Below are 20,031 nucleotides of genomic sequence, written 5' to 3'. Positions count from 1 at the left end.
CTCGGAGTGTCATCATATAGACATCATTCTGTCGTGAAATGAAGGACCGCAGGCGCCAAGCCTGCGGTCCTTTTTTTCGATCGAGATCGCCATGACCATGACCGAACAGCTGAATGCATTGGGCTCTATCCTGGCTCAAGGCAGTTTGCACAGCCTGTTCCAACCGATCATTTGCCTGTCCGAACGGCGCATCCTCGGCTACGAAGCCCTCAGCCGTGGCCCCTCCAATAGTCCATTGCACTCCCCGGTCGCGCTGTTCTCAGTGGCCGGGCATGCCGGGCGCCTCAGTGAGCTGGAGATGGCCTGCCGCGAAAGCGCGTGTCGACGGTTCAGCGAACAGAAACTGCCAGGCAAGCTGTTCCTGAATATCTCGCCGGAATCCTTGATGGAGACCGCGCATCAACCGGGGCGCACTTTGCAATTGCTGCGCGACTTCGGCATTCCCCCCAGCCAAGTGGTGATCGAACTCACCGAGCAGACCCCCACCGACGACTTCGATCTGCTGCAAACCGCACTGCACCATTACCGCGACATGGGCTTCGCCATCGCCCTGGATGACCTGGGCGCCGGCTATTCCAGCCTGCGGTTGTGGTCGGAGCTGCGCCCTGACTACGTGAAGATTGACCGGCATTTTATCGACGGCATCCATCAGGACGCGCTCAAGCGTGAGTTCGTCGGCTCCATCCTGCAAATCGCCAGGGCGTCGCGGGCACAGGTCATTGCCGAAGGTATTGAGCTACCCGAAGAACTGGCGGTGTTGACCGAGATGGGCGTGGACCTGGTGCAGGGCTACCTGCTTTGCCGCCCGCAGGAGCAGCCGCCCCAGGAAGCACGCCTGATGCTGCCCAAGCAGGATAATGCCAACCTCGCCCTCAGCGAAGAAGGCAGCGACCTCAGTGCCCTGCTTAACGAGCAGCCGGCGGTGGATCAGGACACTGCCACCGCCCAGGTGCTGGAGTCGTTCCGCCGCCAGGCCAATCTCAATTCGCTGGCGGTGCTGGACGGGCGTGGCCACCCGGTCGGCATCGTGCACCGGCATTCATTATCGGACGCACTGCTCAAGCCCTTCGCCACCGATCTGTTCGCGCGCAAGCCCATCAGCCGTTTGATGAGCGATGACTTTTTGGCGGTTGAATTGAGCCAATCGCTGCAGCAAGTCAGCCGCCTGCTGACGAGCCGCGCGCGGCAACGGATTGAAGAGGATTTCATCATCACGCTCAATGGCGATTACCTGGGCCTGGGGCGGGTGATCGATGTGCTCAAGCTGATCACCGAGCTGAAGATCCAGCAGGCGCGTTACGCCAACCCGCTGACGCTGCTGCCGGGCAACGTGCCGATCCAGCAATGCCTGACGCGGCTGTTGCAGCAACAACGAGAGTCAGTGATCTGCTACGTGGATATCGACAGCTTCAAGCCGTTCAACGATATCTACGGTTACGGGCGCGGGGATGAGGTCTTGCTGTGCCTGGCGCAGTGCCTCAACGACCGGGTTGACCCCAGCCGCGACTTTGTCGGGCATATAGGCGGCGATGATTTTTTGCTGGTGCTCGGCCCACAGGATTGGCGCAAGCGGCTTAACCAGTTGCTGGATGATTTTCACACCCAGTGCCGACGCTTCTACCGCGCCGAACACCTCGACGCCGGCTGCTTTGTGGCATTGAACCGCCAGGGCGCGCGTCAGGAATTCGCCTTGTTGTCGCTGTCCATCGGCGTGGTGCATTTATATCCACAGGCCTGTGGGCAACTCGATGCCAGCCAGTTGGCGGAGCTGGCCTCGCAGGCCAAGCACCACGCCAAGGATGTGGCGGGCTACAGCATTCATGTGATCGACAGCATGGACATGCTGGCCCAGGCGCTTTAAGCCTCGGCAGATTCCGGATAATCGTATTCGAACACGCGCACCACTTCCGAGGCGTGCCAGGATGCGGCGGCCACGCCATCGGACGGCCCGCTGAAACGCCCCAGGCGCTCCACACATTCGAAGAAACCGGTACGCGGCAGGCGACTGGCACCCTGGCTGATCACCAGTGAGCTGCGCAACGGCTGCTCGGCCTTGGCGTCCAGCGCGGCCAGGTGCTCGAGGGCGGCGGCCAGGGTCTGCATCGCCGGCGTGGGAAATTGCAGGCGCTCCAGCAGCGCGCGGTAGGTCAGCAGATGACGCTGGCGGCGCGCCTGATCCAGTTCGTTGAGTAATCCATCCCAGTGTTGACGGCTGATACGTAGGCTCAAGATTCATCCCTCCAACCTGCAACGCCCAATTCCCAGGCCAGGCTGCGGCGAATGGCGGCATCCGGCTGGCGTTCACCACTTTCGATCAATCCGAGATACGAGGGGCTGATACCCACGGTGCGGGCCAGGGTTTCGATGGCCAGTCCCCGGGTTTCACGCAGGCCGCGCAGGTCCGCGAGCGGGCGCAAAGCCTGATCGGGAGCGACCTGAGCGTCAGAAGAAGGAGGGAGTGCTGGTTGTTGCTGACCGGCGGCTTTTAGTAGCGCCTGGTACTGGTCCCATGGCAACACCGCGTACTCGGGTTCGCCATTGCGTGAAATTATCTGAATATCCATGACTGCCCCGTAGGATAACAACACTCACTAAGTAAGCTCTTTCCTTAGGAGTGTAATCCTAACAGCCACAAAGGTCGCAGGGGGATATCCGTGTGATCAGTTTTTTTGCGGGTTTTCCTCAGCCAGCAGCGCAGGCGTCGCAGGCAGGCGCTCAACCACCGCGAGCTTTTCCGGGCGCTGGGCGTCGCGCCAGGCGCGAAAGGCGCTCAGTTCGCCGTCCAGGGTCTTCATGACCCATGCCAGCACGGCGATGTCATCGAGCATGCCAAATACCGGAATAAAGTCCGGGATTGCGTCAATCGGGCTGAGGAAGTACATCAAGCCCGCCACTACCGAAATCAGCGCCTTGGGGCTGATCGCCCGGTATTCGCCGCGCCAGTAGGCCAAGCACAGGGCCTGAAGCAATTTGAGATCATCCTTGAGCTTACCCAGGCGGTTGCCCTGGCTTGAGCCTTTTGCGGCGACGGCAAACAGTAGGGTTGGCAAACGCCCACGGCCAAGCAGACGCGCGGCCATGGGCAGGAAACGGGTGAAATTGAACGGTGGTTTCATCTGTCACTCCAGTTCCAGGCGACATAAAAGGTTATCCACACAAATTGTGGATAACCTTGTGAACAGAGCCTGATTTATCGGCTGAAAGCCACGGACTACAAGGCTTTCAGTCAGATCGGGCGTTTTTTGCGCACATAAAAAAAACCCAAGATTTCATTGACTTGGCGTTGATGTGCGGCTACCCGTGCTCGAGTCTTATATCAGACTGTTTCAGCTTGCAGGGGTTCGTTTGAATTTACGTCGGTTGTGAATCAGGCGGATTTACCGGGCCGCAGATACGACAACGCCCCGTCGAAACGGGGCGTTGTCTGTTCAGGCGCCGATTACTTCTTGGCGGCTGGAGCAGCAGGTGCGTCAGGGGCTTCAGCCTTGGCTGGGTCCTTGATGGCCAGCAGTTCCAGGTCGAATACCAGCACGGAGTTGGCTGGAATCGCCGGGCTCGGGCTCTGAGCGCCGTAGGCCAGGTCAGACGGGATGTACAACTCGACCTTCTCGCCAACGTGCATCAGTTGCAGGCCTTCGACCCAACCCGGGATCACGCCGCTGACCGGCAGGTCAATCGGGCTACCGCGATCAACGGAGCTGTCAAAGGTGGTGCCGTTGGTGAGCTTGCCGGTGTAGTGCACAGTTACCACGTCGGTTGGCTTAGGCTGAGCGCCATCGGCCTTCTTCACGATCTTGTACTGCAGACCGGAAGCAGTGGTCACTACGCCGTCTTTCTTGGCGTTTTCTTCGAGGAATTTCTTGCCGGCGGCTGCCGACTCTTCGCTCATTTTAGTCATACGTTCTTCTGCACGCTTCTGCAGTGCGGCAAACGCTTCAACCAGTTCGTCGTCTTTCAGCTTCTGTTCTTTCTTGCCGACGGCATCTTCGATGCCTTGGGCTACCGCTTTGGAGTCCAGGTCATCCATGCCTTCCTGGGCAAGACTTTTGCCCATGTTCAGGCCGATACCGTAGGAAGCTTTCTGCGCCGGGGTTTTCAGCTCTACGCTGGTCTGCGAATCACAACCCGCAAGTACCAGGCTAACCAGGGCCACCGCCGCCGCCAACCGATGCTGTTTCATGCTATTTCCTTGTTCGTGCGCCAAAAGGGCATTCGAGTAAAGTCGCGAGCTTATCAGGCGGCCACGACCAATGGCTACCGGCATGTGAGCAAGAAACTTCCGATAAGTTCACGTGTTTAAAAGCATTTTCATTCATGATGGAGGCCCGCGACGGATCGCGGGACTGCCTGCAACCAGGCTCATGGCCACTTGCCGCACCTATGGCGTAGTGGCATAACAACGCGACAACTCGACAAGGATAGTTATCTTGCGCATTTTTTCCCGTGTTTTGCTTGTGATATTGCTCGCACTCGGCCTGCTGCTGGCCGTCGTGCTCTATTACACCATCAACCCCAAGCTGCCCGACTACGTGCCTGTGCAGCAGGTGCGCTACCAGGATCAATGGAGTGCCGCCGATCGCCAGACCTACTACTTCACGCCTCAGGGCACCCAAGTTAAAGGCCTGCACTACGACTGGTTCACCGCCCTGGAGCTGCCGTTCTCCGAACAGCGTTTTGCAACGCCCGAGTACCTGGCGCGCTTTGGGTTTCTGGTAGACCCCAAGCAGGTCCCTACCGCGCAGAACCCCGGCAATCTGCCAGTCGGTTTTGCCCGCCACCAGAATGCCGGCAGCGCGGTTGAATACCTGGATATCACCTGCGCCGCCTGCCACACCGGCGAGCTGCACTTCAAAGGCCAGGCCCTGCGCATTGATGGCGGCTCGGCCCAGCACGTGCTGCCCTCCAGCGTGCCCACCTTGCGCGGCGGCAGCTTCGGCCAGGCACTGGTGGCCAGCCTGGCCGCCACCTATTACAACCCATGGAAATTCGAGCGCTTTGCCCGCCAGGTGCTGGGGGATCGATACGACGCCGAACATGGCCAACTGCGTCAGGACTTCAAACGGTCGCTCAACCAGTTCCTCAAAGTCGCCTGGAATGACACCCACCGCGGCCTCTACCCCACCGAAGAAGGCCCGGGCCGTACCGACGCGTTTGGCCGCATCGCCAATGCCAGCTTTGGCGACGCTGTCTCGCCGGACAATTACCGCGTTGCCAATGCCCCGGTGGACTACCCGCACCTGTGGGATATCTGGACCTTCGACTGGGTGCAATGGAACGGTTCGGCCCAGCAACCGATGGCGCGCAACATCGGTGAAGCCCTCGGCGTCGGTGCGACACTGGACTTCTTCGACAGCGCCGGCCAGCCCCTTCAAGGCCAAGCGCGCTACCCATCCAGCGTGCGCGTGCGCGACCTCAACCTGATCGAAGAAACGCTGCAACGCCTTAAGCCGCCCACTTGGCCGGAAGACCTGTTCGGCGCCATCGACAAACCCCTCGCCGCTCAGGGCCGCGCGTTGTTCGCCGAGAACTGCGCCGGTTGCCATGTGCCCGCCGTCAGCCAGGTCAATGGCCGCCCGGTGCAGCAGTTGAAAATGCTCCCCGTTGAATACATCGGCACCGACCCCGGCACCGCCAGCAACATCGCCGACCAGCGCTACGACCTCAGCGCGCTGCAATGGGACCCGGCGGAACTGGCCACGCTCAACGTCGAACTGCACCCTACGCCGACCGCGCCGCTGGACCTGCACAACCTGTCGGTGGCGCAAGGCCTGGCCTACGTCACCGCCTTTGTCGAAGACCACGCCTACCGCGCCGCCGGCGTGACCCCGGCCGAGCGGCCAAGCCTGGACGGTTTCGGCCTGCCTATCGGTGTGCGCGAGGTACGCGCCTACAAAGCGCGGCCACTGGCCGGCGTGTGGGCCACGCCGCCATTCCTGCATAACGGCTCGGTGCCGACGATCTACCAATTGCTCTCGCCTCAGGACGAGCGCAGCACCACCTTCTATAAAGGCACGTTCGCCTACGACCCGCGCCACCTGGGCTTTGAAACACAGGCGTTCAAGAATGGCTTCCGGTTCGATACCAACGTCACCGGCAACCACAACAGCGGCCACGAATTTCGCGCCGGCCAACGTGGCAATGGCGTGATCGGCCGCGGCCTGCAGCCGCAAGAACGCTGGGCGCTGCTGGAATACCTCAAAGTACTGGGCGGCCCGCTGGAGCAACAGTTGCCATGACTATTGGATCTAACTACAAGGAATCTTCGATGCTCGCGCGTCTGTGGCTGCGCCTCGGCGCGTTTTTGGGTAAAACCCTGTTATGGCTGGTGGGCCTGGGGCTGCTGGGCTGGTTGATCGCTGCCGCCTGGTTTGCCTGGCAGCACAGCGGCCCGGTGTCGCCGGACGAGCAGATTCCGCCCGGTGAAGCGGCCATGACCCAGGGCATCATTCAGACAGCCGTGCGCATCGTCGATCAGCACCGCGAAGGCACGCGTTACCTGCGCGACGCGCATGCCAAGGCTCACGGCTGCGTGAAGGCGCACGTCAGCGTAGTGGCGGATCTTGACCCGGCATTGCGCCAAGGCGTGTTCGCCGAGCCGGGCAAAACCTGGCAGGCGTTGATGCGTCTGTCCAATGGCAATGCCTACCCGCAATTCGACAGCATCCGCGATGCGCGGGGCATGGCGCTCAAGCTGCTGGATGTTCCGGGCAAACAGTTGATGGCGGATCAGCAGGCGCGCACCGAACAGGATTTCGTGATGTTCAGTCATCCGAATTTCTTCGTCAGCGATGTGGCGGAGTATGCGCAAAACATCGGCGCCCAGGCCGACGGCAAGAAGGTCCTGGCGTTCTTTCCCAAGGCAGATCCGCGTAGTTGGCAGGTGCGCCATTTGTTTATCGCGCTGGCCACACTGTCGCCTGCGCCGGCCAGCCCGACGCAGACGACTTACTTTTCGGTGTCGCCCTACAAGTTCGGCGCAGCCAATGCCAAGTTTCGCGTAGCGCCTGACCCGCTCAGTTGCCCGGAGTATGTGTTGCCCAAGCAGAACCAGGACCTGCCGAACTTTCTGCGCAGTGCCTTGAGCCAGCAGCTGTCGACCGACCGTGTGCCGGCGTGTTTTGTGTTGCAGGTTCAGCGGCAGAATCCGCAGAAATTCATGCCGATCGAAGACACCAGCATTGAATGGAAGGAGAGCGATGCGCCGTATGAGACCGTGGCGACCGTGCGGGTTGAGGCGCAGGATTTTGATACGCCGGCGTTGAATCTTGCTTGTGATAACCAGTCGTTTAATCCGTGGTTCGGGCTTGAGGCGCATCGACCGATTGGGGGGATTAATCGGTTGCGCAAGGCGGTGTATGAGGCTGTGAGCGACTATCGGCATAGTCGTAATTTGTGAGGTGTCGGGGATGGGTACATATCCGTTTTTTGGGTGATGGCGGGTATGGGTTCCGCCCTTACGGCGGGTCACTTTGGAAAAGCCCCAAAGTAACCAAAGGGCTCTTGCCCCACCACTCGGCACCTCGCTTAGGCTCGGTGTGCCCGAACGAAGGCTTGAATCCGTGGGCCGCCGTGACGGGCCATCCATGGCCCAACACGGCTAACCCGGCGTCCTGCCGGGTTGCCCACGGATTCAAGCCTGCGTTCGGCCAGCGTGGTTTAACGGGGCGCCTAAGATCAAAAACAGATCAAGATCAAAAGCAAAGCACGGCGGCCTGGTAGCCGACCTGAGTGGTTAGATCAAAAGCGCAAGCGAGGCGGCCTGACAGCCGACCTGATCTTGAAGGCTGAACTCAATCAAAGGTGGGAGCTGGCTTGCCTGCGATGGCATCAACTGGTTGTGCCTGATACACCGAGGTGTCCGCATCGCAGGCAAGCCAGCTCCCACAGAAAAGCAAAAGCAGTGCGGTGCTGGAGGCTGAACTCGGTCAACTTGTGGGAGCGGGCTTGCTCGCGAAGGCGGTGGGTCAGTCAATTCATGTGTAGCTGACACACCGCCTTCGCGAGCAAGCCCGCTCCCACATTTAGAACGCTGTGCATCAGATAGAAGTGTGTTGCTGTGCTGTTGCCCTGCTTTTGCTTCAACCACTCAGGTCGGCTTTCAGGCCGCCGTGCTCTGCTTTTGATCTTGCTTTTGACTTTGATCTGACAGGCCCCATCAACCACGCTGGCCGAACGCAGGCTTGAATCCGTGGGTAACCCGGCAGGACGCCGGGTTAGCCGTGTTGGGCCATGGATGGCCCGTCACGGCGGCCCACGGATTCAAGCCGGAGTGAGGGCACACCGAGCCCAAGCGAGGGGCCGAGTGGTGGGGCAAAGACCTTTTGGTTACTTTTGGGGCGTTTGCCAAAAGTGACCCGCTGTAAGAGCGGAACCCCAAGCCGCCGTTACCGCAGCAACGGATATGTACTCCCCCCCACCAGCCCGTAAAGAACCCGTATAAATTCCAACTTCCCCATAACGATTACGTCGTCCCTATTGAGCAACTAACCCCCCACGCTCTACCGTCACGTCCTACCCCCAAAACCCGTAGGAAGTCATCGTGGAAAGTTCAACTTTAGGCATGGTCGTCCTGTCAATGATTGCGCTCTTCGGCACCGCCGCGTTTTGCTTCGAGCACCTCGCCACCCGCGGCGAAAAGAAAAAGAAAGCCAAATAAGCTGATCACTGAAATCAGCAGAACCCCAGTTTTTCAAGGGATACCCCGGCACCGGGCTATCCCTTGTTTTCGTTCGTCCAGCCAAAACCCATCTATATACCGTCTTAATACCGCCCCCTGTAATCAGTGCCCGGGCTTAATACCCAAGCGCATAACCTCCCCCGCTTCTTCAACAAGGGGAGTTACACCGTGCTCACACTGACCTTCATTTATGTCGCCAGCGGCTTATGTGCCGTGGGCCTGTTCGCTTACCTGGGCTACGCCCTCATCCGCGCTGAAAAGTTCTAGGGAGTCCGCCATGTACGACGTGATGTTTATCGGCCTCTCCCTGATGTTTTTTGTTGCGACTGCCATGGCCATTGTCGCCATGGGCAAGCTTTGAACGGAGCCACGACATGCTAAGCACTCTGCTGGAATTTGCGCTGGTCCTGGGGTTGATGACCGGGCTCGCCGTGCTGATGGGCAAGTGGCTGACCCGGGTGTTTACCGGGACCGGCCACGCCCTGCCGGAACGTTTTACCTATCGCCTGCTGGGCATCAACCCGCTGGAGACCATGGGCTGGGCCCGCTATGGCTCAGCGCTGCTGCTGTCGAACGCGGCGATGATGCTGCTCGGCTATATCGTCCTGCGATTGCAGGCGCTAATGCCGATCAACCCGCTGGGGCTGGCCGCGCAAACCCCGGACCTGGCGTTCAACACCGCCGCGTCCTTTATTACCAACACCAACTGGCAGGCGTACTCGGGTGAAACCAGCCTGTCGAACTTCAGCCAGATGGCCGTCATCACCTTTCTGATGTTTGTCGGCGCCACGTCCGGCGTGGTCGCGGCCGCAGGGTTTATTCGCGGATTGAGCCGCTCAAGCTCGGCCGACATCGGCAACTTCTGGGTCGACTTCACTCGCACCCTGTACCGGGTGATGCTGCCGCTGTGTGTGGCCATGGCGCTGGTGTATGTGTGGCAAGGCATGCCACAAACCTTCGCCTCACAAGCCTTGGCGACCACCCTGGAAGGCGCGCAGCAACAGCTGATCGTCGGCGCGGTCGCCAGCTTTGAATCGATCAAGCACATCGGCACCAACGGCGGCGGCTTCTTCAGCATGAATGCCGCGCACCCGTTCGAGAACCCGACGCCGCTGACCAACATCCTGCACATCCTCAGCATGCTGCTGATCCCGTCGGCACTGACCTACACCTTTGGCAGCATGCTGCTGCAACGCCGTCAGGGCTGGGTGTTTTTCGGCACCTTCCTGGTGATGTTCATCGGCTTCCTCGCGCTGGTGTACGGCGCCGAGCAAACCGGCAACCCGTTGCTGACCCAGGCCGGCGCCAACCAGACGCTATCGATCGAGCAAAGCGGCGGCAACATGGAAGGCAAGGAGCTGCGTTTCGGCATCGCCGACAGCAGCCTGTTTATCGCCACCACCACCGCGGCCACCACGGGTTCGGTCAATGCCATGCACGACTCGCTGACGCCCATGGGTGGCTTCGTGCCGTTGGCGCAGATGATGCTCAACTGTGTGTTCGGCGGCGACGGCGTGGGCTTTATCAACCTGATCCAGTACGCGCTGTTGACGGTGTTTCTGGTGGGCATGATGATTGGGCGCAGCCCGGAATTCCTCGGCAAGAAAATCGAGGCCCGCGAGATGAAACTGGTGATGCTCTCGGTGCTCGCGCACCCCATCAGCATTCTTGGTTTCACCGCCCTCGCCGCCCTGTGGCCGGACACCATGGCCAGCCTCAACAACCTCGGCCCGCACGGGTTCAGCGAGGTGCTCTACGCCTACACCTCGGGCACCGCCAACAACGGTTCGGCGTTTGCCGGGCTGAACGCCAACACACCCTTTTTCAATACCACCATTGGGCTTGCGATGTTGATCGGGCGCTTCTTCACCATGCTGCCGATGCTCGCCGTGGCCGGTTCGCTGGCGATGAAAAAGACCGTACCGGCCGGTGCCGGGACCATCCCCACCGCGACCCCGCTGTTCATGCTGCTGGTGGTGTTCGTGGTGCTGGTGGTCGGTGGCCTGACCTTCTTGCCGGCGCTCGCGCTCGGCCCGCTGGTGGAGCAACTGCAGTTGCTGTCCGGCCAGACGTACAACTAAGGACATGTTGATGACGACTCAATCGATATTCAAAGGGCTGCTGCGTCCGGTGCTGGTGTCGGCAGTGTTTTTCATGCTGCTGACCGGCCTGGCGTACCCCGCTTTCACCACCGTGGCCGCGCAACTGTTGTTCCCGTATCAGGCCAGTGGCTCGCTGATTGAACGCGACGGCCTGGTGATCGGCTCAGCGTTGATCGGCCAAAACTTCACCAAGCCTGAGTACTTCCAGGGCCGCCCGAGCATGACCCTCGGCGCCGACCCGCAAGACCCGAGTAAAAGCGTGTCGCAGCCCTACAACGCCGGTTCCAGCGGCGCGAGCAACCTGGGCCCGACCAGCCAGAAACTGCTGGACCAGGTCGCCGCACGCGCCAAGGCCTATCGCCAGGACAACGGCCTGCCGGCCGACGCCCCGGTGCCGGTGGACGCGGTCACGGCTTCCGCCTCGGGCCTCGACCCGCATATCTCGGTGGCCAACGCCCGGCTGCAACTGGCACGGGTAGCGCGCTTGCGCCATATCCCCGAGGCCGACCTGCTGCAACTGCTCAACGACCACACCGCCGCACGCACCCTCGGCCTGCTCGGCGAGCCACGGGTGAATGTGCTGCAACTCAACTTGGCGCTGGATGCACATCAGCCCTCTATTGCGGTCAGTGAGTAAGAGATTGCCCTCATGAAAAATGCTCGTTTACCTCTGTTTGATCGACGCATCGTGCTCACTGCCGGCGTCGATGCGTTGAAGAAATTGCTGCCTCAGGCGCAATGGAAAAACCCGGTGATGTTTGTGGTGTACCTGGGCAGCATTCTCACCACCCTGCTGTGGTTCCAGTCCCTGGGCGGCAAGGGTGAAGCGCCCAGCGGTTTCATCCTCAGCATCACCTTGTGGCTGTGGTTCACCGTGCTGTTCGCCAACTTCGCCGAAGCCTTGGCCGAAGGCCGCAGCCGCGCCCAGGCCGCCAGCCTGCGCGGCATGAAACGCCAGACCCTGGCCAAGTTGTTGCAGCAACCGCGCCACGGCGCCGCCTGGCTACCGCTGGAAGCCAGCCTGCTGCGCAAAGACAACGTGGTGCTGATCGAAGCCGGCGACCTGGTGCCGCTGGACGGCGTGGTGATCGAAGGCGTGGCCTCGGTGGATGAAAGCGCGATCACCGGCGAATCGGCACCGGTGATTCGCGAGGCCGGTGGCGACTTTTCCTCGGTCACCGGCGGCACGCGGGTGCTGTCGGATTGGCTGGTGGTGCGCATCAGCGTCAACCCCGGCGAATCGTTCCTGGACCGCATGATCTCGATGGTTGAATCGGCCAAGCGCCAGAAGACGCCCAACGAAGTTGCGCTGACGATTTTGCTGGTGGGCCTGACCCTGTTGTTCCTGCTGGTGATCGCCACGCTGAGCCCTTACTCGATCTTCGCCGTGGCCATGAGCGGCAGCGGCAGTGTGATCAGCGCCACGGTGCTGGTGGCCTTGCTGGTGTGCCTGATCCCCACCACCATCGGCGGCCTGCTTTCGGCCATCGGCGTGGCGGGCATGAGCCGGATGATGTCGGCGAACGTCATCGCCACCTCGGGCCGGGCGGTCGAAGCCGCGGGCGATGTCGACGTGTTGCTGCTGGACAAGACCGGCACCATCACCCTGGGCAACCGCCAGGCCAGCAGCTTCTTGCCGGCGCCGGGTGTGAAGGAAGCCGAGCTGGCGGACGCTGCGCAACTGGCGTCCCTGGCCGACGAAACCCCGGAAGGCCGCAGCATCGTGGTGCTGGCCAAGCAGAAATTCGACATCCGCGCGCGCGACATCAACGCCCTGGGTGCAAGCTTTGTGCACTTCACCGCGCAAACGCGCATGAGCGGTGTGGACTTGCCCGAAGGCCGTGCCATTCGCAAGGGCGCGGCGGATGCGATTCGCAGCCATATCGAAGCGCTGGGCGGGAGTTTCCCGGCAGCATTGCAGGCCAAGGTCGATGAAGTGTCGCGACGCGGCAGCACGCCGTTGGTGGTGTGCGACGGCGCCAAGGCGCTGGGCGTGGTGGAGCTTAAAGACGTGGTCAAAGGCGGCATCAAGGAGCGCTTCGCCGAGCTGCGGCGCATGGGCATCAAGACCGTGATGATCACCGGCGACAACCGCCTGACCGCCGCCGCGATTGCGGTGGAAGCCGGCGTGGATGACTTCCTCGCCGAGGCCCGCCCGGAAGACAAGCTGCAATTGATCCGCGACTACCAGGCCCAGGGCAAGCTCGTGGCCATGACCGGCGACGGCACCAACGACGCGCCGGCACTGGCCCAGGCCGACGTGGCGGTGGCGATGAACAGCGGCACCCAGGCCGCCAAAGAGGCCGGCAACATGGTCGACCTCGACAGCAACCCGACCAAGCTGATCGAAGTAGTCGAGGTGGGCAAACAGATGCTGATGACCCGCGGCGCCCTCACCACCTTCAGCGTGGCGAATGACGTGGCGAAGTACTTCGCAATCATCCCGGCGGCGTTTGTCGCCACCTACCCACAGCTCGGCGCATTGAACGTGATGCACCTGAGCAGCCCCAACTCGGCGATTCTCAGCGCGGTGATTTTTAACGCGTTGATCATTGTCGCGCTGATTCCCTTGGCCTTGCGCGGGGTGACTTACCGGGCGATTGGTGCGGCGGCGCTGCTTAACCGCAACTTGCTGATCTACGGGCTGGGTGGTGTGCTGGTGCCGTTTGCCGGGATCAAGTTGATCGACATGCTGCTTAGCGGGTTGGGTCTCGTGTAGCACCGCCAAACCAATGTGGGAGCGGGCTTGCTCGCGAAAGCGGAGGGTCAGTCAGTGCATGTGTGACTGACCCTCCGCATTCGCGAGCAAGCCCGCTCCCACAGGTAACAGCACTGTATTCACCAGGAAGAATATGCCCGCATTAAACGATGACCGCCCCGACCCCGACGCCTTATTGGCCCGGGTACAGCTGGAAGAACAGGCCGCCTTGCGCGGCAAATTGCGTATCTACTTTGGCTCCAATGCCGGCGTGGGCAAAACCTGCGCGATGCTCGCGGCGGCGCAACGCGAAGTTGCGCTGGGCCGCGACCTGCTCGCTGGCGTGATAGAAACCCACGGTCGCGCGGAGACCGCCCAGTGGCTCCAAGGCTTGGAACAACTGCCCCGCGCCGCCCTGTTGCACCGCGAGTTCGCGCTCAGCGAATTCGACCTCGACGCGGCCCTGCGCCGGCATCCCGCCGTGGTACTGGTGGACGAATTGGCCCACAGCAACGTACCCGGTTCGCGCCACCCCAAACGCTGGCAAGACATTGAAGAGTTGCTCAGCGCCGGTATCGACGTGTGGACCACGCTGAACGTCCAGCACCTGGAAAGCCTGAATGATTTGGTCAGCGGCATCATCGGCATTCGCGTGCGCGAAACCGTGCCGGATCACGTGTTCGATAACGCCCACGAAGTGGTGGTGATCGACCTGCCGCCCGACGATCTGCTGCAACGCCTCAAGGACGGCAAGGTGTACCTGGGCCCGCAGGCCGAGCGCGCGTCGCGGCATTTTTTCCGCAAGGGCAACCTGCTGGCGTTGCGCGAACTGGCGCTGCGGCGCACGGCGGATCGGGTCGACACACAAATGCGCGTGTACCGCCGCGAGCGTTCGATCAGTACCGTGTGGCCCGCCCGCGAGCGCCTGCTGGTCGGCGTGGCGGGCGATGCCGGCGACGAGCGCCTGGTGCGCGAAGCTGCGCGGCTGGCGCAAAAACTCGAAGCCGACTGGATCGTAGTGCACGTGGCCGCGCATCAAGGGCGTGGCGCCAGGCGCTACCTGACGGCGATGAAAACCTTGGCGCTGGCGGCCGAATTCGGTGCCGACACCGCCACACTGCCGGGCATGGACGTGGCCGAGGCGCTGGCCGCCTGCGCCCGCGAGCACAACGCGAATCGCCTGGTGCTGGGCCATCATCCGCGCCGGGCCTGGCGGTTCTGGCATCAATCGGTCAGCGACCGGATCAGCCGGCACCACCCGCAGATCGATCAGATCGTGATTGCCCACGGGCTGCTGCCGGGCAAGCCGCCGGTCGTCGAAAAAACCGTGCCGGCGGCGGGCACCCGGCTGGCGTATCTGTGGGCAACCCTGGCGTGTTTCGCCGCCACTGCGGTCGCCGCCCTGCTGCTGCAGGTGTTTGACCTGGCCAACGTGGTCATGCTGTTTTTGCTGACGGTGGTGCTGGTGGCCCTGCGGTTTGGGCGCGGCCCCGGCGTGTGGGCGGCGATGCTCGCGGTGCTGTGCTTTGACTTCTTTTTTGTGCAGCCGCGTTACTCGTTCACCGTCAATGACACCCAGTATTTCTTCACCTTTGCGCTGATGCTCGGCATCGCCCTGATCACCGGGCAACTCACCGCGCGCTTGCGCCACGAAGCCCGCACCGCAGCCGCCCGCGAGCGACGCGCCACCTCCCTGGCGCGGCTGGCCCGCGACCTGTCGGCCGCGTTGACGGTGGAGCAAATCAGCGAAGTGGCCCTGCGCACGTTCAGTGGCGTGTTTGAAGCGCGGGTCGGCCTGGCGCTGCCGGACGCCGCCGATGGCGTGCACAGCGTCAGCGCGAGCGGGCTGCCGATTGACGACAGCATCGCCCAATGGACTTACGACCACGGCCAGGCGGCCGGCCATGGCACCGACACGTTGTCGGCGGCCAACGGCTGCTATTTGCCGCTCAAGGCCCCGATGCGCGTGCGCGGTGTGCTGGTGCTGGAACTGGCCCAGAGCGAACGCCTGAGCGATCCGCAGGAACGCCGCCTGCTGGAAGCCTGCATGAGCCAGTTGGCAATTGCGCTGGAACGCGTGCACTTCGTCGAAGTGGCGCAAAGCACGCTGGTGCAGATGGAAGGCGAGAAAATGCGCAACACCTTGCTCGCGGCCATTTCCCACGACCTGCGCACGCCCCTGACCACACTGATCGGCGCCGCCGACACCGCCCTGCCCCACGCCCCACCGGGGCCGCTGACCGAGTTGCTCAATGGCATTCATGAACAGGCCACCTCGATGCAGCGCCTGATCGAAAACCTGCTGGACATGGCCCGCATGCAGGAACGCGGCGTGCGCCTGAACCGGCAATGGCATTCGCTGGAAGAAGTCGTCGGCAGCGCGTTGCGCCAGCTGCGTGAGCCGCTGGCGCACCACCGCGTGCTCACCGCGCTGGACCCGCACTTGCCACTGGTGGACATCGACGCACTGTTGATCGAGCGGGTGCTGGTCAATCTGCTCGACAACGCCGCCAAGTACACGCCGCCGGGCACGCTGATCACCGTTGCAGCCTGCTCGACTGCGGGCAGCATCGTGCTGCATGTCAGCGACAACGGCCCAGGCAAAGCGCCAGCGAATCTGTTCGACCCCTTCGCGCGCGGCCAGCAGGAGTCGTCCGTCGCCGGCATCGGCCTGGGCCTGGCGCTGGCCAAACGCATCGTCGAGGCCCATGGCGGGCGCATCGAAGCCAACCCCGGTCAGGTGGGCGGCATGCACTTCACTATCACGTTACCGGCGGGCACCCCGCCGCTTATGGAAACCCTATGAGCACTGCACGCATTTTGATTGTGGAAGACGAGGCCAACATCCGCCGCTTCGTCGGGATCGCCCTCCAAGACGAAGGGTTTCAGGTGTTCGAGGCCGACAGCGTCAAACGCGCGCTGATCCATGCCGCCAGCCGCCAGCCGGACCTGGTGATCGTCGACCTCGGCCTGCCGGATGGAGACGGCAAACAGCTGATCAGCGAATTGCGCGGCTGGCTGGCGGTGCCGATTCTGGTGCTGTCGGCACGTGATCGCGAGGAAGAAAAAGTCGCCGCCCTGGACGCCGGTGCCGATGACTACCTGACCAAACCGTTTGGCGTGCCCGAGCTGCTCGCACGCATCCGCGCACAGCTGCGCCGCCACGGGCAAACGGGTACCGCGGCGGCCACCAGCAAAGTGGCGTTTGGCGACATTGCCGTGGACCTGTCGACGCATGAAGTGTGGCGCCAGGGGCAACCGGTGCACCTCACGCCCATCGAATACCGCCTGCTCTGTGCAATGCTTCGTGGCCAAAGCCGGGTGTTGACGCATCGGCAATTATTGCTGGAAGTGTGGGGCCTGGATTACATCGACCGTCCCCATTATTTGCGCGTGCACATGGCGCATTTGCGGCAAAAACTGGAGGCGGACCCGGCGCAGCCGCAGCACTTTATTACCGAGTTGCAGGTGGGGTATCGGTTGATGGGTTTGTAAACAGACGCTCAGCGGCAAAGTCCACAAACACGCGGATCTTGGGCGAGAGGTGCCGGCTGGAGGGCCACAGCGCCCAGAATTGGCCCTGGTCATCGGAGTGCCCGTCCAACACGGTGTCCAGCTGTGCCTGGGCCAGCGCCTCACGGGCCAGGAAGTCCGGCACATAGGCAATGCCATGGCCATCGACGGCGGCCCTGAGCATGGCTTCCATGTTGTTCAAGGTCAGCGCCGTGGGCAGGCGCAACTGGGTCATCGCGGGGTTGGCAGACAAGGTCCAATCCATGATTTTGCCGGTGGTCGCAAACCGATAACGCAGGCACTGGTGGTGTTCAAGATCACTGAGGGTTTGGGGTCGGCCATTGGCCTGCAGGTACTTGGGCGACGCACACAGCACAAAGCGAAAAGGCCCAAGCTTGCGCGCCATCAGTGTCGAATCGGCCAACCCACCGCTGCGGATCACGACGTCGAAACCCTCCTCGATCACATCCACCAGGTGGTCGTTGAAGTCCAGTTCTAGCTCGATCTCCGGGTAGGCTTTTCTGAAGGCGAGCATGTGCGGAAAAAGAAAGCGATAGCCGATGGTGGGCAGGCTCACGCGCAGCTTGCCGCGCGGTGCCTGCATGGCATGCGAAAGCATCGCGCGGGCGTCGTGCAGGTCATCGAGGATCTTGCGGCTGCGCTCGTAGAACATCTGCCCTTCAGCCGTGAGGCTGACCTTGCGGGTACTGCGGTGCAGCAGCCGCACATTAAGCTCGGCCTCAAGCCTGGCAACATTTTTGCCCACCGCCGAAGCGGAAATCCCCAGCGTACGCGCAGCGCCTACAAAGCTCAGGGCTTCGGCGGTTTTCACGAATGCGATCACACCGCTGAGATTGTCCGTCACGTTATTGCATCCTTTTAGTCCGCTTTGAGCGGAATGTAGACCTGTTTATCCGCGATTACATCCTGATTAGAGTCTTTATCTTTATAGACCGACGGGAACGCCCATGAACGCAACCACTGAATCCGCGCCTGGCAGCTATGCCATTCTGGCGGCGATTTGCCTCGCGGCGCTGGTATTACCCATGAGTTTCACCGGCGGCGCCGTGGCCACGCCGTTTATCGGTGAGGCATTTGCGGCCCATCCTGCGCAATTGGCCTGGATTACCAACGCGTTCATGCTCAGTTTCGGCAGCCTGTTGATGGCCGCTGGCACCCTGGCCGACCGCTATGGGCGCAAGCGGTTGTTTTTGTCGGGCATGTTGCTGTTTACCCTGGTGTCACTGCTGCTGGCCGTGGCCCCGGGCATTGTGTGGCTGGATATATTGCGCGGCGTGCAAGGGATTGCGGCAGCCACTGCGCTGGCCAGCGGCTGCGCGGCACTGGCGCAGGAGTTTGACGGGCATGCGCGCACCCGAGCCTTCAGCCTGCTGGGCAGTACGTTTGGCGCGGGGTTGGCATTCGGCCCCCTGGTGTCGGGGCTGCTGATTGAACAGTGGGGTTGGCGCGCGGTATTCCTCACCACGGCGTTGCTGGCGGGCCTGTCGCTGTTGTTCGCCGCCCCCAAAATGCGCGAGAGCCGCGACCCGCAGGCGCTGCGCCTGGACCTGGCCGGCGTACTGACGTTTTCGGCCATGCTGGTGACCTTGACGACGGCGGTCATCCTGGCCCCCGAACACGGTTGGGCCTCATCGACGATCCATGCCCTGCTCGCGTCAGCAGCCGTGTTTTTGCTGGTGTTCATCCTCGTGGAACATCGCGCCAGCCAACCGATGCTGGCGCTGGAGTTGTTTCGTTTTCCCCGCTTTATCGGCGTGCAGTTGCTGCCGATCGGCACCTGTTACTGCTACATCGTGTTGATCGTGCTACTGCCGCTGCGGTTTATCGGTGTGGAGGGTGCCAGCGCGTTTGACGCGGGGTTGATGATGCTGGCGTTGTCGGCGCCGATGCTGGTGGTGCCGATTATCGCGGCAAGCCTCACGCGCTGGCTGTCGGCGGGACTGCTGTGCGCTATCGGCCTGCTGATTGCGGCGGCAGGCCTGTACGGGTTGAGCCTGGTCAACGTCGGCCACCCCGTGCAGACCGTCGCCGCGATGCTGGTTATCGGCATCGGCACCGGGTTGCCCTGGGGGTTGATGGACGGCCTGGCGATCAGCGTGGTGCCTAAAGAACGCGCGGGGATGGCGGCAGGGATTTTCAATACCACCCGAGTCGCCAGTGAAGGTGTGGCGCTGGCAATCACCCTGGCGGTATTGAGTGCGTTGGTCGCGCGTCATCTGCAAGCCGGCACTGCGCAGGAGGTGTCGGTTATTGCCCAGCAGTTGGTCATGGGCGATGCCCGACACGCCAGTGCGACCCTGCCACTGGCGGGGCTGCGCACGGCCTACCTCGCAGGCTTCAACACCTTGCTGCAAGGGTTGGCGGGGCTCACCCTGCTCACGGCGGCGGTGGTGTTCGCGTTTCTGAGCCGACGCGAGGTCGCGCCGATCCCCACGGCGCCCGCCGTTGAATCACCGAGCTGAATCGCAGGCAAAAAAAAGCCCGCTCAATGAGCGGGCTTCCTGTGGTGACCTGGCGTTCAGCGTTCCAGGTGACCGAATATGGCGCAGCGGACGGGATCATAACTCATCCTCTAAATCATTGAAAGCTTCAGCTTTCTGTCGCTCAGCATACCGCTGATGGACTTGATTATGTACTCATTATTTTAAGTTGGGAATTACGATGCTCAGCGACTCTCTGAATGGCCCGAATAGATTACTTTGGACCAGCTTGACGTTCGCGAGCACCTGATACGTCTTGGTAACGTCAAAACCTCGGAGCCGGAACCCAGTCGCTATGTAGTGGTCGACTGATCCCAGCCAGATGTAGCATTGCCCATTACCGTTGCTGCGGCTCTACGTAAAGCAGTTGACTAAAGCCAGAAATCGGCCAATTGCGGACATTCCGTGCTAATCACTGTAGGTCAATGATCATGCGTTCGGTTTCAATCGAATGCCTCGCAATCGTAGCCTGCCGTCTCAGAGTTCAAACTTCCGGCTCTCGCCAACCCTGCAAAGCGTGCCAAGGCGTTCAAGCTGACC

General features: G+C 61.8%; 15 protein-coding genes. 10 read left to right on the top strand and 5 right to left on the bottom strand.

Features of this window, described 5'->3' with window-relative positions; translation table 11 throughout:
* Positions 1 to 91: 91 nt before the first annotated feature.
* Positions 92 to 1,861, top strand: coding sequence for a bifunctional diguanylate cyclase/phosphodiesterase (locus tag AACW30_RS12515; protein WP_200625097.1), 1,770 nt, complete (start codon positions 92 to 94; stop codon positions 1,859 to 1,861).
* Here the strand turns inward: AACW30_RS12515 and AACW30_RS12510 are convergent.
* The 4 genes from AACW30_RS12510 to AACW30_RS12495 all read right to left on the bottom strand — a co-directional run bounded on the left by AACW30_RS12510 (position 1,858) and on the right by AACW30_RS12495 (position 4,180).
* Positions 1,858 to 2,229, bottom strand: coding sequence for a hypothetical protein (locus tag AACW30_RS12510; RefSeq protein WP_010565198.1), 372 nt, complete (start codon positions 2,227 to 2,229; stop codon positions 1,858 to 1,860). The two genes, AACW30_RS12515 and AACW30_RS12510, sit on opposite strands and share 4 nt — an antisense overlap.
* On the bottom strand, positions 2,226 to 2,564 hold the full coding sequence (locus tag AACW30_RS12505) for a helix-turn-helix domain-containing protein (RefSeq protein WP_119735601.1): 339 nt from the start codon (positions 2,562 to 2,564) through the stop codon (positions 2,226 to 2,228). Before AACW30_RS12505 ends, AACW30_RS12510 begins: the two co-directional genes overlap by 4 nt.
* 96 nt (positions 2,565 to 2,660) lie before the next feature.
* Positions 2,661 to 3,116 (bottom strand): YkvA family protein, encoded by a 456-nt coding sequence (locus tag AACW30_RS12500; protein WP_058420139.1) that lies wholly within the window; start codon positions 3,114 to 3,116, stop codon positions 2,661 to 2,663.
* 323 nt (positions 3,117 to 3,439) lie between these two features.
* On the bottom strand, positions 3,440 to 4,180 hold the full coding sequence (locus AACW30_RS12495; protein WP_106580563.1) for an FKBP-type peptidyl-prolyl cis-trans isomerase: 741 nt from the start codon (positions 4,178 to 4,180) through the stop codon (positions 3,440 to 3,442).
* A 247-nt stretch (positions 4,181 to 4,427) separates the two neighbouring features.
* On the opposite strand from AACW30_RS12495, the gene AACW30_RS12490 reads away from it, so the two are divergent.
* The 8 genes from AACW30_RS12490 (at position 4,428) to AACW30_RS12460 (ending at position 16,972) form a co-directional block, all read left to right on the top strand.
* On the top strand, positions 4,428 to 6,236 hold the full coding sequence (locus tag AACW30_RS12490; RefSeq protein WP_200625096.1) for a di-heme-cytochrome C peroxidase: 1,809 nt from the start codon (positions 4,428 to 4,430) through the stop codon (positions 6,234 to 6,236).
* A gap of 29 nt (positions 6,237 to 6,265) precedes the next feature.
* The gene (locus tag AACW30_RS12485; RefSeq protein ID WP_124418847.1) at positions 6,266 to 7,396 is read left to right on the top strand and encodes a catalase family protein; all 1,131 of its coding nucleotides are present in this window, start codon (positions 6,266 to 6,268) and stop codon (positions 7,394 to 7,396) included.
* Positions 7,397 to 8,782: 1,386 nt separating this feature from the next.
* A complete protein-coding gene (kdpF, locus tag AACW30_RS31535; RefSeq protein WP_442793536.1) occupies positions 8,783 to 8,944 on the top strand; it encodes a K(+)-transporting ATPase subunit F in 162 nt (53 codons plus the stop codon).
* A 107-nt stretch (positions 8,945 to 9,051) separates the two neighbouring features.
* Positions 9,052 to 10,758 carry a potassium-transporting ATPase subunit KdpA gene (gene kdpA / locus AACW30_RS12480; RefSeq protein WP_106580704.1) on the top strand — a complete coding sequence of 569 codons (1,707 nt, stop codon included), beginning with the start codon at positions 9,052 to 9,054 and terminating at the stop codon, positions 10,756 to 10,758.
* A gap of 10 nt (positions 10,759 to 10,768) precedes the next feature.
* Positions 10,769 to 11,416 (top strand): K(+)-transporting ATPase subunit C, encoded by a 648-nt coding sequence (gene kdpC, locus AACW30_RS12475; protein ID WP_106580703.1) that lies wholly within the window; start codon positions 10,769 to 10,771, stop codon positions 11,414 to 11,416.
* A gap of 12 nt (positions 11,417 to 11,428) precedes the next feature.
* Entirely contained in the window at positions 11,429 to 13,498 is a 2,070-nt protein-coding gene (gene kdpB, locus AACW30_RS12470; RefSeq protein WP_179607087.1) for a potassium-transporting ATPase subunit KdpB, read from the top strand.
* 133 nt (positions 13,499 to 13,631) lie between these two features.
* A complete protein-coding gene (locus AACW30_RS12465) occupies positions 13,632 to 16,283 on the top strand; it encodes a sensor histidine kinase (protein ID WP_200625095.1) in 2,652 nt (883 codons plus the stop codon).
* Complete coding sequence (locus tag AACW30_RS12460; RefSeq protein WP_106580700.1) at positions 16,280 to 16,972, top strand: response regulator; 693 nt, start codon at positions 16,280 to 16,282, stop codon at positions 16,970 to 16,972. Before AACW30_RS12465 ends, AACW30_RS12460 begins: the two co-directional genes overlap by 4 nt.
* Here AACW30_RS12460 and AACW30_RS12455 read toward each other — a convergent pair.
* Positions 16,932 to 17,855 carry a LysR family transcriptional regulator gene (locus AACW30_RS12455; protein WP_200625094.1) on the bottom strand — a complete coding sequence of 308 codons (924 nt, stop codon included), beginning with the start codon at positions 17,853 to 17,855 and terminating at the stop codon, positions 16,932 to 16,934. The two genes, AACW30_RS12460 and AACW30_RS12455, sit on opposite strands and share 41 nt — an antisense overlap.
* 103 nt (positions 17,856 to 17,958) lie before the next feature.
* Between AACW30_RS12455 and AACW30_RS12450 the strand changes: the two genes are divergently transcribed.
* Positions 17,959 to 19,473, top strand: coding sequence for an MFS transporter (locus tag AACW30_RS12450; RefSeq protein ID WP_200625093.1), 1,515 nt, complete (start codon positions 17,959 to 17,961; stop codon positions 19,471 to 19,473).
* The last annotated feature ends 558 nt before the right edge of the window (positions 19,474 to 20,031 follow it).

It is taken from the genome of Pseudomonas sp. MF6747 (genome assembly GCF_963890955.1).
Lineage (GTDB): Bacteria > Pseudomonadota > Gammaproteobacteria > Pseudomonadales > Pseudomonadaceae > Aquipseudomonas.
The sequence above is the reverse complement of the archived record's forward strand: the minus strand, read 5'-3'. Positions and strand labels throughout refer to the sequence as shown.

Excerpts from the sequence above, each read along its gene's own strand:
- AACW30_RS12505 (WP_119735601.1), bottom strand. The coding sequence starts at position 2,564 with ATGGATATTCAGATAATTTCACGCAATGGCGAACCCGAGTACGCGGTG.
- AACW30_RS12460 (WP_106580700.1), top strand. The coding sequence starts at position 16,280 with ATGAGCACTGCACGCATTTTGATTGTGGAAGACGAGGCCAACATCCGC.
- AACW30_RS12485 (WP_124418847.1), top strand. The coding sequence starts at position 6,266 with ATGCTCGCGCGTCTGTGGCTGCGCCTCGGCGCGTTTTTGGGTAAAACC.
- AACW30_RS12495 (WP_106580563.1), bottom strand. The coding sequence starts at position 4,180 with ATGAAACAGCATCGGTTGGCGGCGGCGGTGGCCCTGGTTAGCCTGGTA.
- AACW30_RS12515 (WP_200625097.1), top strand. The coding sequence starts at position 92 with ATGACCATGACCGAACAGCTGAATGCATTGGGCTCTATCCTGGCTCAA.
- kdpC (WP_106580703.1), top strand. The coding sequence starts at position 10,769 with ATGACGACTCAATCGATATTCAAAGGGCTGCTGCGTCCGGTGCTGGTG.
- AACW30_RS12450 (WP_200625093.1), top strand. The coding sequence starts at position 17,959 with ATGAACGCAACCACTGAATCCGCGCCTGGCAGCTATGCCATTCTGGCG.
- AACW30_RS12500 (WP_058420139.1), bottom strand. The coding sequence starts at position 3,116 with ATGAAACCACCGTTCAATTTCACCCGTTTCCTGCCCATGGCCGCGCGT.
- kdpA (WP_106580704.1), top strand. The coding sequence starts at position 9,052 with ATGCTAAGCACTCTGCTGGAATTTGCGCTGGTCCTGGGGTTGATGACC.
- kdpB (WP_179607087.1), top strand. The coding sequence starts at position 11,429 with ATGAAAAATGCTCGTTTACCTCTGTTTGATCGACGCATCGTGCTCACT.
- AACW30_RS12465 (WP_200625095.1), top strand. The coding sequence starts at position 13,632 with ATGCCCGCATTAAACGATGACCGCCCCGACCCCGACGCCTTATTGGCC.